This is a genomic window from Flavicella sp. (assembly GCF_037132785.1).
Taxonomy (GTDB): Bacteria; Bacteroidota; Bacteroidia; order Flavobacteriales; family Flavobacteriaceae; genus Flavicella.
Genome location: NZ_JBAHZZ010000176.1, coordinates 1 through 13,255 on the forward strand (window position 1 = coordinate 1; position 13,255 = coordinate 13,255).

Consider the following 13,255-nt stretch of genomic DNA (forward strand, 5'->3'; position numbering starts at 1 on the left):
TCATCCGTTTGAAAAGAATTAATAAGATTTAGTTTCTTTTTTAGGGTATAATTTCGTACCTCTTGGTACACCACGTCAATAAGCGATTTTTTTCCATCTGTATGAGAAATATACTCTTCACTCTCGTAATACCTACCCAAATCTTTTTCTACTGGTTTTGGGTTCGTAATTAACAGATCTAAATTATCATCTAATAACAAATCAAATTTTTCGTCTGAGACCAAATAATCCTTACACGATACATAAGTTTTAAAACTACTTGATTTAAAAGGGGTATTTACAGTTCTTGCAGACATTTATTTTTTGATGTATGATTTAATTTAAGTTTTTATTCTTTAACCCGTTATGATTTAGACTAGTACAATTTTAAACAATGAAAAGACACATTATCAATTCATCGCAATTTTTCAACTTATAGTTAGATCTATGTTTTTTAGGTTTTAGCAACACAACAGATTATAAATTTAAGACCATTGCAAGGTACATGACAAAAACACAATATACACGGATATCTTGGTCTATTTACTTTTTCACATTTTCAACACTCATTCTTTTAGCATGGATAACTTTCAAAGCAGCTTCAGCAACTGAGAACTGGAGTTATTTTCAATTAGACTTTAAAGAGAAACATACAATCATTTCATCATATGGAACGTTATTAGCAGCTGCCCTGTCTTTTATCTCAATTCTTTTTGTGTTAATGGATTTAATGTATCAGAAAAGATTAAAACACGAAGAAATAGAAAATAAAGAAATAGAAGCAAAGAAAAAACTAAAAGATAATCTCGAAATAACAAAATTATTTTTAGAACACCTAACCACAAATTGCACCCTACAATCAGTAGAGTTTAGTAAATTCATTGTTTCAGAAAATCAAAACCCTACTCAAATGAATTTGATTTCATTTTACCCTAATACATTTCCAAAATTAATCCTTAATGTAGACAAGAAAGCAATATTTGAAGCACTAAACCTGTTTAAACCAAGTGAAGATTGGAAAAAACTATATGTAAAATTGTACCAATTAGTAGACTTTTATGACAAATCATATGCAGAACTAAGCGAAAAAAACAAAATACATTATAGCAATAAGTATAAGTTAAGTAAAAATATTTCCGAATTGGTAGATGAATTTATAGATGAGGTCTCAAAAAAGCGAAATCAAATAATTGAAGATAAGGAAACAGATAAATCAAAACCAAATCCATATTTCGATTTATTAGACTTCGTGCAGACTAAAGCAATTGAAGTTACAGAAAAAAGAAAAAACATGGATAATAGTGAACTATTAGAAAATGGTGACCCTGCATCAATGACCATATGGAGAAAAGATATTTTACAGCCATTTTTTGACGCATCCCTTTCCTTACGAAACAGTTTTGGGTCTGATAATTATAAATTTGAAGTTCTTTTAAACTTAGCACAAGCACTAATAAGAAAAATAGACATATTAACAACAGACTCAGTAAACTATGTTGAAAACATAGAACAATACAACAACTCATACTATATCGAAGACTCTGAAAACATTAAAAAACTTAAAGAAATAATCACACAGTTAGGAGATATAGAATAAACCCTTAAAAGAAGGGGGTCTGACACCTATACTGACACCCAAAAATAGAAAACCCTCATAATCAAAAGATTACAAGGGTTTTTGCGGAGAATGAGGGATTCGAACCCCCGGAGGTGTGACCCTCAACAGTTTTCAAGACTGCCGCATTCGACCACTCTGCCAATTCTCCAAGTGCCTCATCAAGTATTCCCTGAATGCGGATGCAAATATACGTTCATTTTACAATTACATCAAGTTTTTTTGAGATTTTTTTGAAGTTTTTTTTCGCACAAAAAACAACTACCTGAAAATACTATTATTAAGACAAAAATATTTCATATTCTTTATCATACTCTTTTTTATTCTTCCTATAAAACATAGCTTTGCCCCAAAATTAAACTAAATGGGGTTCGAATACGATTGGATTGTTCTTATTATTATCGGGGTATTTGCAGGAGCATTAAATACAATTGCTGGTGGAGGCTCATTAATTACCTTGCCTTTTTTAATTTTCTTAGGCCTGCCTCCCGCCATCGCAAATGGGACTAACAGAATCGCAATCTTATTCCAAACAGCATCTGCTGTAAGCGGGTTTAAAAGTAAAGGTGTTAGCTCTTTTCCGTTTAGTCTATATATAGGTGCCTCGGCATTTGTTGGTTCTATAATTGGTGCTCAAATTGCAGTAGACATAAAAGGAGAAACTTTTAATAAGATTCTCTCTATCGTAATGCTTGTTGTAGTTGCCTTAATTGTATTTAAAAAACAATCTACATCCTTAGAAAACATTGCGGAACGCACCACAGGAAAGCACCTTTACATCGCAATAATCGCTTTCTTTTTTGTAGGTATCTACGGAGGGTTTATAAATGCTGGTATTGGCTTTATCATGCTATTGATACTACCTATGATTAACAAATTATCCTTAGTAAAAGCAAATGCAACAAAAGTAACTGTAGCATTTATCTATACAACAATAGCAGTAGCTATTTTTATTTTTAACGATAAAATAAATTGGAAATACGGACTTATCCTCGCCATAGGAAACTCTACAGGAGCCTGGCTTGCTAGTCGTTATTCCGTAAAAAAAGGAGATGGATTTATAAGAATTACATTGCTTGTAATAGTCTCTGGAATGGCCGTTAAGCTTTGGTTCTTCTAAAAGTATTCTTCTTTTTTCCATTCTATAGTTTCCATCAACCTAACAATATCTTTTTTTAGATAATGTACCGCTGGCATAATAGAATCGTAGTTTGGTTTTGCATAAAAATACAAAGCTCCTGTCATAAAATTACTTACAGAGTCAGTAGCATGAAACTGAATTTGAGTAGCAGCATTCCCGTAGACCTCAAATATTTTCCCATAGACTTTTGACTGTGTGTTTTCATAGGGCACTGCCTGAATGTCATCGGCTTTTATCATGTGTTTAAAAGTCAATTTTTCAGCATCCTTTAATAAAAACATCAAATTACCCTTTACATGCATATAACTTAATACCAGCGTAGCATTTAGATTAGGGTAATAAATATCCAACCAGTATTTTTTTTTCTCAATAACTTTAGCATCTTTAGAATACTGAAAAGAAAAAGGGTACTCTTTATCATCAAACGATTTATAGGTTGCTTTTTCATACTCCAATCTTAAAAAGGAATTGGGTTTAGGCAGTACGTCTTCATCACACGACAACAACAAACCAACAAGCAATAAACTTACGATACGTATCACAATAAAGTTACTTTTATTCGTTTAACTCTTTTTCTGTCAACAGCCTCAATAACAAATACAAAAGAACCGAAATTGACCTTTTCATCTCTCTTTGGAAATCTACCTGTTATTTCTAAAATAAAACCAGCAATTGTTTCAGATTTCCCTTTATGAGGCTCAAAAACTTCTGGATCAACATCTATAACTTTATAAAAATCTTTCAAAGCAATTTTTCCTTCAAACACATAATTGGATGCATCAATTTTAGAATACACCAAATCTTCCGTATCAAACTCATCGCTTATTTCACCTATAATTTCTTCAATTACATCCTCTAAAGTTACCAATCCGCTTGTTCCTCCGTATTCATCTACAACAATTGCCAAATGGTTTTTCTTTTCCTGAAATTCAGCTAATAAATCATTCAACTTTTTGTTTTCAGGAATAAAATAAGGAGCCTTGATTAAAACTTGCCAATTAAAATCTTTTTTTGCAATATGCGGCATCAAATCTCTTGCATATAAAACTCCAATTACTTCATCAATACTTTCATTATACACAGGGTTCCTAGAAAACCCATTTGCAATAATCCGTTCTAACATTTGATCAAATGGCAAATCATCTGGAATAGCGAAAATATCAATACGCGGAGTCATTACTTGTACCGTTTCTGTACTTCCAAAAGCAACAATACCATCTAAAATATTTTTTTTATCCTTGATGGTCGCATCCTCAGAAGTCAATTCCAACGCCAGAGAAAGGGCTTCTACAGAAAAGCTGGTGTTTTTCTTTACTAATCTACTCTCAACAATATCTGTCAACCTTAATAGCAGATAACTTAGCGGAGTTACTATTTTATTTAACACTACAATTAACCTAGACACAGACAGGGCAAAACTCAATGAGTTTCTGGACGCATAAAGTTTTGGAAATACCTCTCCAAACAAAAGAATAAGAAAGGTAATTGACACAACTTCAACCCCAAAGCGAATATTCTCTTCTATTCCACTCAAAAAAACAGAATCAAGAATAGAAAATAATAAAACAATTATAACATTTATAAAATTGTTGGTGATTAATATGGTTGCCAATAACTTTTTAGGCTTATCCAATAACTGAAGAACTAGTTTGTTCTTGGTGTTTTGGGTTTTTCTTAAATCGCGGAGTATTGTTTTATTTAGAGAGAAAAAAGCAACTTTCGCTCCTGAAATAATTGCCGAAAGCATTAGCAGACTTATTAAAATTATGATATTTATTACAAAATACCAGGGTGTCGAATTTAAAATTGTGAGAATGGGTTCTAGGTCCAAATTTAATTTTTAAAGTTATTTTTAAAAAGGTAAATCATCATTGATCTCCTTAGATACATTTATCTGTTTCTGTTGTTCATCGTTTTTATCAGTATCGGTCCATTTTTTTGTTGACAAAAAAGTCATATCAACCACATGGATTTCAGTTGCAGATCTTTTGATACCATCTTGCTCCCATTGACGACTTTTTATTCTGCCTTCACAATAAATCTTATCTCCTTTACTAAGGTATTTCTCGCAGATTTCAGACAATTTATTTTTAACCACAAGATTATGCCATTCAGTATGAGTAGTTTTTGCACCAGTTTCTTTATTTGTATAAGTTTCATTGGTCGCAATTGAAAAACGTCCAATACTTCCACCTCCCTCAAAATAATGAACTTTTACTTGATCTCCTAAATGCCCAATAAGCATTACTTTATTTAATGTTCCTGCCATATTCTTGTACTCTAAATCAAAAATAGTGAAAATTCGGTTTTTAACACCTATTATAAAATCATTTTACATCTCTATTCTAAATTAACTCACAGCATCGGCTTCAAATTCATAAACTTCAACAAACCGATCAACCAACCTCGGCACAGCATAATCATTAATTTGATTAATTGAAATTAAATCTGAATGTGAACTTTTAGTGCGTACAACCCAAAATTTAGTATATAAATGCTGATGAGACAATTTATGAACCCAATCTTTAGTATTAAACAATTGAATAGAAATATCATCTTCTTCCATCAAATTTTGAAATTCTTTAATTACAACCAATTCATCAATACCAATACTTTGAATTGACTCAATTAATGGAAACTGATATAAATTTTCCCAAATCCCCTTTCCTTTGCGCTGAGTCAAAATGGTATTATAATCTTCCGTAATCAAAACTATAAAATTAAAATAGCGCTTTTTTATTTTTATTTTCTTCTCTTTTACTGGTAATTCGGCAATACTATTTGACCTTAAAGCAGCACAACCTCCAGCCAAGGTACAAGTTTCACAATTAGGGTTCTGAGGCTTACATTTTAATGCTCCGAAATCCATAATCGCTTGATTATACTGACCAGGATCTTCAGTCTCTAATAATGACTGTGCTAATATTTTAAACTCTTTTATTCCTTTTGCAGAGTTGATAGGAGTAGCAATTCCAAAATACCTAGCCAAAACTCTATAAACATTTCCATCTACCACAGCCTGCTGCTCATTAAAACAAATAGATGCGACTGCAGAGGCAGTATAATCGCCAACACCTTTTAGTTTTAAAAGATCTATATAAGTAGAGGGAAAAACACCATCTAATTCATTTACTATATACTTAGCTGCATAGTGTAAATTTCTTGCTCTAGAATAATACCCTAAACCCTGCCAAAGCTTTAAAACGAGCTCTTCTTTCGCATTAGCCAAATCGAAAACAGTAGGAAAAGATTTTATAAACTTAAGGTAGTATGCAGTTCCCTGTGCTACTCTTGTTTGCTGAAGTATAATTTCAGATATCCAAACAGAGTAAGGATTTTTATTTTTTCGCCATGGCAAATCTCTATCAACAGACAAATACCACTCTTCCAGTAGATTACAAAAACTCATGAATTCATTTTAATTATGCAATAATACATTATTTATTGTATTAAATTTTAACGAATTAGCTTTTTGAAATTAATTAATTATCATATATTTGCAGACTTTAAAAAACATAATAACACATTAGAAATTAGATTAAGATGACAAAAGCGGATATTGTATCAAGTATTTCAGATAAATCAGGTATTGAAAAAGCAGATGTATTAGCAACTGTTGAGGCGTTTATGAGCGAAGTAAAAGGAGCTTTAGAACAAGGAGACAATGTGTACCTAAGAGGTTTTGGTAGCTTTATTATCAAAACTAGAGCAGAAAAAACCGGAAGAAATATTTCCAAAAACACAACAATAAAAATTCCTGCACACAACATCCCAGCATTCAAACCTGCAAAGACTTTTGCCGAGGGAGTAAAGAACAATGTATTAGTAAAAGAAATTACTAAACAAATTATTAACAAATCTGTGTAATAATCAGATTTACAAAACAGTAAAAATTATGCCAAGTGGTAAAAAAAGGAAGAGAGCTAAGATCTCTACGCACAAACGTAAGAAAAGAGCTAGAGCTAATAGACACAAGAAAAAGTAATTTTTAATTACTTTTTCTTGTTGTCAACAGCAAGAACCGTTCATTGAAAAAGAGATTTTAAGAAATTGAAATCTCGTTGGGGTATTTACCCTGTATTAAATTTAATCCATCTATGTAAGAATTAATTCTTATGTAGTTAAAACTATTCGGAATGAAACTAGAATTGATAATACGTTCAAATTCATCTGATATTGATTTTGCTCTACTAAAAGATGGTAAACTTATTGAATTTAATAACGAAACAAACAATAATAAATTTTCTGTCGGTGATATATTCGTCGCTAAAACAGGGAAAATATTATCAGGTCTTAACGCTTCATTTGTAAATGTAGGTTATCCAAAAGATGGATTCTTACATTACCATGATTTAGGACCTCAAGTAAAATCGTTATCACAATTCCTTAAAAAAGTAAGTACAGGTAATTACAAAGATTACACTTTAAAAAACTTCCGTTTCGAAAAAGACATTGATAAAAATGGAAGTATCGATCAAGTTCTCAAACCAAAACAAAATGTACTCGTACAGATTGTAAAAGAACCCATATCTACCAAAGGTCCTAGAATCAGTTCAGAGATTTCTATAGCCGGTAGATATTTAGTTTTGGTGCCTTTTTCTAAAAGAGTATCTGTTTCACAAAAAATTGAAGATCCGAAAGAAAAAGACAGATTAAAACGTCTTGCAAAAAGCATTAAACCTGCTGGATTCGGAGTAATTTTAAGAACAGTTGCTGAAGGGAAAAAAGTTGCCGAATTAGACAAAGACTTACAGAACTCACTAAAACGCTGGAAAGAAATGTGTGGAAAAATTCCAAACGCATCAACACCAACAAAAGTTTTGAGTGAGCTGAACAGAGCATCTTCTATCTTAAGAGATGTTTTAAATGAATCTTTTACAAGTATCGTTACAAACGACGAAACTTTGTTTGAAGAAATTAACGATTATTTACAAGAAATATATCCAGAAAAACAGTCAATTTTAAAAATGCACGAAGGAAAGTCTCCAATCTTTGAAAAATATGGGATTGAAAGACAAATAAAATCTGCATTTGGACAAACTGTTTCTATGAGTAAAGGTGCTTACCTAGTAATAGAACATACTGAAGCACTACACGTTATTGATGTAAATAGTGGAAACCGATCAAACAAAGCAAATTCTCAAGAAGAAAATGCTTTGGAAGTAAATTTAATTGCTGCAACAGAAATTGCACGTCAATTACGTTTACGAGATATGGGAGGTATTATCGTAGTTGATTTTATCGATTTACATTCTAATGAAAATCGTCAAAAATTATACGATCATTTAAAACAAGAGATGTCGCTGGACAGAACGAAACACAAAATACTTCCTCCTAGTAAATTTGGATTGATTCAAATTACTAGACAGAGAGTACGTTCTGAAACGAATATCAAAACAAAAGAGCAAAACCCAAATGTAAATGGGGAAGTTGAAGCTCCTATTGTTATGATTGATAAGTTTAACGTAGAACTTAATAGAATTATGTCTAGCAAAAACAAAGATAAAAAGATTACATTGCATGTACATCCTTTTGTTGCGGCATATTTACAAAAAGGACTTATATCTGAACAAATAAAATGGTTCTTAAAGTATAAAAAGTGGATCAAAGTATTACCAAGAGATGCTTATCAATATTTACAATATCGTTTCAAACATGAACGTTAAAACTAAATATTAGCAAATAATATATCATAAAAAAGCACCAAATCTTAATTGATTTGATGCTTTTTTCGTTTTATAAAACAGCCCAATTACCCTTTTAATATCGAATCTATTTTTTCTAAGGTAGTCGAATCAAAATCCAAACACTCTAATGCTTTTATGCTATCTAACAACTGCGAATTTCTACTGGCTCCCACTAATACCGAAGTGATACGCTTATCTCTTAAAATCCATGCGATTGCCATTTGAGCAAGTGTTTGACTTCTTTCTTCGGCTATTATATTCAATTCTTTTACCTTGTACAATACCTCATTAATCTGATTCTTTTTTAAATATCGACCATCTTTAACAGCTCTGGAATCCTCTGGAAAACCATGCAAATATTTATTGGTCAACACCCCTTGTCTTAAAGGAGAAAATGCAATTGCCCCTACTCCATTTTCATCTAGCACATTTAACAAACCTTCTTCCACCCAACGATCTAACATATTATATCTTGGTTGATGTATCAAACAAGGCGTCCCTAAGGCTTTTAAAATTTTAAAGGCTTTTCCTGCTTCTTCCGGCTTGTAATTAGACAAACCTATATACAATGCTTTTCCTTGGCGTACAATATAATCTAATGCCCCCATTGTTTCTTCTAAAGGTGTATCAGGGTCTGGTCTATGATGATAAAAAATATCCACATAATTTAACTTCATTCTTTTTAAACTTTGATCCAAACTAGAGATCAGATATTTTCTAGAACCAAAATTCCCATAAGGTCCTGGCCACATATCATAACCTGCTTTTGTAGAAATAATCAACTCATCTCTATACTGCTTAAAATCTTTATTAAAAATCGTTCCAAAATTAGCTTCAGCCCCTCCATAAGGTGGACCGTAATTATTTGCCAAATCAAAATGAGTAATCCCATGGTCAAAGGCCGTTCGCAAAACACCTCTTGCGTTTTCAAAATTATCTGTAAAACTAAAATTATGCCAAAGCCCTAATGATAGAGCAGGTAACAACAAACCACTTTTACCCGTTCTTCTATACTCCATATTCTCATAACGAGAATCCCTAGCTTTGTAATTTTCTTCTACCGACACATTATAATTTTTATTCATGATTTTCATTATTTTATAAGTAAACTTACTGTTTTGATTTTAGTTATATTACACCTCTCTAATTTATTTTCAACACGAGCCTTATTATAAGAGTTGTTGTTTTTGAACATGCTGCTAAAACCCTTCGAATGTTGACTTCTAAAAAAGCACTCCCACTTATTGTTATTTCACAGTTTCTATGCACATCTTTATGGTTTGCAGGTAATGGAGTAAGCAACGATATCATATCCAGTTTTAACCTCAATCAAAATACTGTAAGCTACTTAATTACTTCTGTACAGTTTGGATTTATTTTTGGCACACTTCTATTTGCATTATTGTTTATTACAGATAGGTTTTCACCTTCAACTATTTTCTTTGTCTGTTCTCTTTTAGGAGCTACATTTAATTTAGGTATTTTACTCGAGAATAACACTCTTACTTCTTTAGTAGTATTTCGATTTTTAACAGGCTTTAGTCTTGCAGGAATTTACCCTGTAGGCATGAAAATCGCAGCCGATTATTTTAACGAAGGTCTCGGTAAATCTTTAAGTTGGTTAGTAGGTGCTCTTGTTTTAGGAACCGCATTTCCGCATTTCTTAAAACTCATTTCCGGTAATTATTCTTGGACTTATGTGATTTTTTCCACTTCTATTTTAGCAGTACTCGGCGGTTTATTAATCTTGTTTTTTATTCCTAAAGGCCCTTATTATAAGACAAATTCAAAGCCAGGCTTAAACAATATATTTCGTGTTTTTAAAAACAAAAAATTCTCGCAAGCTGCAATAGGATATTTCGGTCATATGTGGGAGTTATATACCTTTTGGGCTTTTGTGCCAATATTTATTTCTATCTACAACAGTCTACATTCTGGCAGCAACCTTTCTATTCCTTTATTTTCATTTATCATTATTGGATCTGGGAGTATTGCTTGTATTGTTGGAGGCTATCTTTCTTCTTGTTTTGGAACAAAAAAAACAGCGACATACTTCCTTATTTCTTCTGGAATTTGCTGTTTGACTTCTCCCTTTTTCTTTTATAGTTCTATTTTTATATTTTTAAGTTTTATGATATTTTGGGGTGCTACGGTTATTGCAGACTCTCCTTTATTCTCTAGCCTAATCGCAAAAAACACAGAACCAGAATCCAAAGGAACTGCGCTAACCATAATAAACTGCATAGGATTTTCAATTACCATAATAAGTATTCAAACACTAAGTTATTTACAAAGTATTACTCAATCTAATTACATACTTTTAATCTTGGCTATCGGTCCAATATTTGGTGTTATTAACTTGATGAAAGAACATAAAACACAAAAATTTAGAGCATCGTAATCTTAATACTAAATTAATTTTTAAATGCCGTAATAATAATTTGGAATATTTTTTATTCAGATAAGCAAAAAGCATAAAAAAGGTCGTAAAACTATAATATTAGATGACCTTTTTAGAAATGTATAAAACCTATAATTTTCTTACCCTTTCTGATGCTGCTATTACCTTTTCTTTCAGGCTTTGCTTATAAGCAATTATGGCAGTTAATACCTCTGGAGTTGTTGCTCCAATTATTTGAGCTGCCAAAATTCCAGCATTTTTCGCCCCATCTAAAGCAACTGTAGCAACAGGAACACCTCCTGGCATTTGTAAAATTGACAATATAGAATCCCATCCATCAATGGAGTTTCTAGATTTTACTGGAACTCCGATTACGGGTAACGGACTCATAGAAGCAACCATACCAGGTAAATGTGCAGCTCCACCAGCTCCAGCAATAATTACTGAAACCCCTCTCAAATGGGCGTTTTTAGAAAATTCAACTAATTTTTCTGGAGTTCTATGCGCCGAAACAATATCAACTTCATTTTCAATTCCAAATTCATTTAAAACATCAATGGCTTCTTGCATGATTGGAAGATCGGAATCGCTTCCCATGATAATTGCTACTTTCATTTTTTATGTTTTTTTGAGCACCCCAAAACCTGTCGAAGGATACAAATTATTTACTAATTACACGAATTATATTTTTGACTTTTTCTGCAATTTCTCTTGCTTTTTCTAGGTCTTTATTAACAATCGTTACATGTCCCATTTTACGAAATGGTCGTGTTTCCTTTTTTCCATATATATGAGGTGTTACCCCAGATAACTTAAGAACCTCTTCCATCTTTTCATAAATAACATTACCTGAAAAGCCTTCTTCTCCAACAAGATTTACCATAACTCCTGCTAATTTACTTTCTGTACTACCCAAAGGCAAATTTAAAACAGTACGTAAATGCTGTTCAAATTGATTGGTATAAGAAGCTTCAATACTATAATGACCACTGTTATGTGTCCTAGGAGCAACTTCATTGACTATAATCTCGTCATTTTCCGTTTGGAACATTTCTACGGCTAATAAACCTACATGTTTAAAAGACTCCGTTACATGTAAAGCAATTTCATTTGCTTTTTTCGCAACCTCATCTGAAATTCTTGCCGGACAAATTACATATTCTACCTGATTGGCTTCTGCATGAAATTCCATTTCAACCACAGGGTATGTTTTCACTTCACCTACTGAGTTTCTAGCAACAATAACTGCCAATTCGTTTTTAAAAGAAATCAATTCTTCTGTAATACAATCCGTATCCGCTAAAGAAAGAATATCTTCTTGACTTCTAACAATTTTTACTCCTGTTCCATCATAACCAAATTGAGCAGACTTCCATACAAAAGGAAATTCAAAACTCGCTTTTTTTAATTCTTCTAAACATGAAAATCGTCGATGTGCAGCTGTTGGGATTCCCTTTTCTACATAAAAATCTTTTTGTTTTCCCTTGTGTTGAATTACTTCAATAACATGAGGTTGTGGATATATTTTTACTCCTTGCTTTTCTAATTGATATAAGGCATCAATATTTACATGCTCTATTTCTATCGTTAATACATCTACTAATTTTCCGAAATTATAAACCGTATCAAAATCCAATAAATCACCTTGATGAAATTCACTACAATGAGCAGCACAAGGAGCTTCATTTGAAGGGTCTAAAATACAGGTATAAATATCAAATTTTTGGGTTTCGGCTAACAACATTTTACCTAGTTGCCCGCCTCCTAAGACACCTAATTTAAAATCTGAGGAAAAATATGTTTTCATATCTATTAAATTTGGCGCAAAAATAGGTATCTATTTTGAATAAAAAGAGCTTTAATAGTTACTAATTATCAGAGTATCTTCATCCTCATTTATCACCACGTTATATTGTCGTAAATAGTACGGTTCCTCTATTTGCTCAGAGTTTCCATCACTATCTTTTGAATAAGTCATAGAATACCCTAAATCAAAACGATAATATATTCCATCTTCAGCGCATGAATTGGTTAATTCTGGAAAATTACTATAATCCATTCCACTTGAGCAAGAAGAAACCTCTATATGCGGACAAGCCAAATCAAATGCTAAATACTGACCTCCACTTTGATCTCCGCTGCCCGTATTATAAACAATTATCCCCCTATGACCCCAGTTAGAATAAACAACATACTCGCTTGGAATCGACAAATCTTGAGATTCTGACAAATTCAAATTGATTTCTTCACTAACTATAATATATGGAATTAAATTTTGAACTTGATAATCATCGTCATTACATGAGTTTAATACAAATGCTAAAGACAATAGAAATAGATATTTTTTCATTACACCTTTGAGATTAAAGAAAGTTAGAGCGCAATTTACAAATAATTTGTATCTTTGTCATTAATCTCATTGGCAATTAGTC

The 13,255-nt window shown here is 32.0% G+C and carries 13 protein-coding genes, 1 tRNA gene and 1 pseudogene; 5 read left to right on the forward strand and 10 right to left on the reverse strand.

Annotated elements, in window-relative coordinates:
- Window positions 1-296 (reverse strand): annotated as a pseudogene (locus V5787_RS10965) (methyltransferase); the annotation flags it as partial.
- A gap of 188 nt (window positions 297-484) precedes the next feature.
- Between V5787_RS10965 and V5787_RS10970 the strand changes: the two are divergent.
- Window positions 485-1,576 carry a hypothetical protein gene (locus V5787_RS10970; protein WP_336893258.1) on the forward strand — a complete coding sequence of 364 codons (1,092 nt, stop codon included), beginning with the start codon at window positions 485-487 and terminating at the stop codon, window positions 1,574-1,576.
- A gap of 84 nt (window positions 1,577-1,660) precedes the next feature.
- On the opposite strand, the gene V5787_RS10975 is transcribed toward V5787_RS10970, so the two are convergent.
- Window positions 1,661-1,745: transfer RNA gene (locus tag V5787_RS10975), tRNA-Ser, on the reverse strand.
- A 213-nt stretch (window positions 1,746-1,958) separates the two neighbouring features.
- On the opposite strand from V5787_RS10975, the gene V5787_RS10980 reads away from it, so the two are divergent.
- Window positions 1,959-2,714 carry a sulfite exporter TauE/SafE family protein gene (locus V5787_RS10980; RefSeq protein WP_336893259.1) on the forward strand — a complete coding sequence of 252 codons (756 nt, stop codon included), beginning with the start codon at window positions 1,959-1,961 and terminating at the stop codon, window positions 2,712-2,714.
- Here the strand turns inward: V5787_RS10980 and gldD are convergent.
- The 4 genes from gldD to mutY all read right to left on the reverse strand — a co-directional run bounded on the left by gldD (window position 2,711) and on the right by mutY (window position 6,144).
- Window positions 2,711-3,277 carry a gliding motility lipoprotein GldD gene (gldD, locus tag V5787_RS10985; RefSeq protein WP_336893260.1) on the reverse strand — a complete coding sequence of 189 codons (567 nt, stop codon included), beginning with the start codon at window positions 3,275-3,277 and terminating at the stop codon, window positions 2,711-2,713. The genes V5787_RS10980 and gldD overlap by 4 nt on opposite strands.
- On the reverse strand, window positions 3,274-4,566 hold the full coding sequence (gene gldE / locus V5787_RS10990) for a gliding motility-associated protein GldE (protein WP_336893261.1): 1,293 nt from the start codon (window positions 4,564-4,566) through the stop codon (window positions 3,274-3,276). The genes gldD and gldE overlap by 4 nt, the downstream gene beginning before the upstream one ends.
- 21 nt (window positions 4,567-4,587) lie before the next feature.
- Window positions 4,588-5,004, reverse strand: a complete 417-nt coding sequence (gene ssb, locus V5787_RS10995; protein WP_336893262.1) for a single-stranded DNA-binding protein — start codon at window positions 5,002-5,004, stop codon at window positions 4,588-4,590.
- An 81-nt stretch (window positions 5,005-5,085) separates the two neighbouring features.
- Window positions 5,086-6,144, reverse strand: coding sequence for an A/G-specific adenine glycosylase (gene mutY, locus V5787_RS11000; RefSeq protein WP_336893263.1), 1,059 nt, complete (start codon window positions 6,142-6,144; stop codon window positions 5,086-5,088).
- Between the two features lie 134 nt (window positions 6,145-6,278).
- Between mutY and V5787_RS11005 the strand changes: the two genes are divergently transcribed.
- Window positions 6,279-6,602: an HU family DNA-binding protein gene (locus tag V5787_RS11005; protein ID WP_336893264.1), complete on the forward strand. Its 324-nt coding sequence runs from the start codon at window positions 6,279-6,281 to the stop codon at window positions 6,600-6,602.
- A gap of 269 nt (window positions 6,603-6,871) precedes the next feature.
- On the forward strand, window positions 6,872-8,401 hold the full coding sequence (locus V5787_RS11010) for a ribonuclease E/G (RefSeq protein ID WP_336893265.1): 1,530 nt from the start codon (window positions 6,872-6,874) through the stop codon (window positions 8,399-8,401).
- 86 nt (window positions 8,402-8,487) lie between these two features.
- Here the strand turns inward: V5787_RS11010 and V5787_RS11015 are convergent, their stop codons facing one another.
- Window positions 8,488-9,507 (reverse strand): aldo/keto reductase, encoded by a 1,020-nt coding sequence (locus V5787_RS11015; protein ID WP_336893266.1) that lies wholly within the window; start codon window positions 9,505-9,507, stop codon window positions 8,488-8,490.
- Window positions 9,508-9,635: 128 nt separating this feature from the next.
- Between V5787_RS11015 and V5787_RS11020 the strand changes: the two genes are divergently transcribed.
- Window positions 9,636-10,823: an MFS transporter gene (locus V5787_RS11020; protein WP_336893267.1), complete on the forward strand. Its 1,188-nt coding sequence runs from the start codon at window positions 9,636-9,638 to the stop codon at window positions 10,821-10,823.
- Window positions 10,824-10,952: 129 nt separating this feature from the next.
- Here V5787_RS11020 and purE read toward each other — a convergent pair whose 3' ends face one another.
- From purE to V5787_RS11035, 3 genes are read right to left on the reverse strand one after another with little or no spacing between them, the layout of a single operon-like run.
- Window positions 10,953-11,438 (reverse strand): 5-(carboxyamino)imidazole ribonucleotide mutase, encoded by a 486-nt coding sequence (gene purE / locus V5787_RS11025; RefSeq protein WP_336893268.1) that lies wholly within the window; start codon window positions 11,436-11,438, stop codon window positions 10,953-10,955.
- A 46-nt stretch (window positions 11,439-11,484) separates the two neighbouring features.
- Window positions 11,485-12,630 carry a 5-(carboxyamino)imidazole ribonucleotide synthase gene (locus V5787_RS11030; RefSeq protein WP_336893269.1) on the reverse strand — a complete coding sequence of 382 codons (1,146 nt, stop codon included), beginning with the start codon at window positions 12,628-12,630 and terminating at the stop codon, window positions 11,485-11,487.
- Between the two features lie 51 nt (window positions 12,631-12,681).
- On the reverse strand, window positions 12,682-13,173 hold the full coding sequence (locus V5787_RS11035) for a hypothetical protein (RefSeq protein WP_336893270.1): 492 nt from the start codon (window positions 13,171-13,173) through the stop codon (window positions 12,682-12,684).
- Between the last annotated feature and the right edge of the window lie 82 nt (window positions 13,174-13,255).

Bases quoted from the DNA above. Each gene is read 5' to 3' on its own strand.
- mutY (WP_336893263.1), bottom strand. From the start codon at position 6,144: ATGAGTTTTTGTAATCTACTGGAAGAGTGGTATTTGTCTGTTGATAGA.
- V5787_RS11015 (WP_336893266.1), bottom strand. From the start codon at position 9,507: ATGAATAAAAATTATAATGTGTCGGTAGAAGAAAATTACAAAGCTAGG.
- V5787_RS11005 (WP_336893264.1), top strand. From the start codon at position 6,279: ATGACAAAAGCGGATATTGTATCAAGTATTTCAGATAAATCAGGTATT.
- V5787_RS11020 (WP_336893267.1), top strand. From the start codon at position 9,636: ATGTTGACTTCTAAAAAAGCACTCCCACTTATTGTTATTTCACAGTTT.
- V5787_RS10980 (WP_336893259.1), top strand. From the start codon at position 1,959: ATGGGGTTCGAATACGATTGGATTGTTCTTATTATTATCGGGGTATTT.
- V5787_RS11010 (WP_336893265.1), top strand. From the start codon at position 6,872: ATGAAACTAGAATTGATAATACGTTCAAATTCATCTGATATTGATTTT.
- V5787_RS10970 (WP_336893258.1), top strand. From the start codon at position 485: ATGACAAAAACACAATATACACGGATATCTTGGTCTATTTACTTTTTC.
- V5787_RS11030 (WP_336893269.1), bottom strand. From the start codon at position 12,630: ATGAAAACATATTTTTCCTCAGATTTTAAATTAGGTGTCTTAGGAGGC.
- ssb (WP_336893262.1), bottom strand. From the start codon at position 5,004: ATGGCAGGAACATTAAATAAAGTAATGCTTATTGGGCATTTAGGAGAT.
- purE (WP_336893268.1), bottom strand. From the start codon at position 11,438: ATGAAAGTAGCAATTATCATGGGAAGCGATTCCGATCTTCCAATCATG.
- V5787_RS11035 (WP_336893270.1), bottom strand. From the start codon at position 13,173: ATGAAAAAATATCTATTTCTATTGTCTTTAGCATTTGTATTAAACTCA.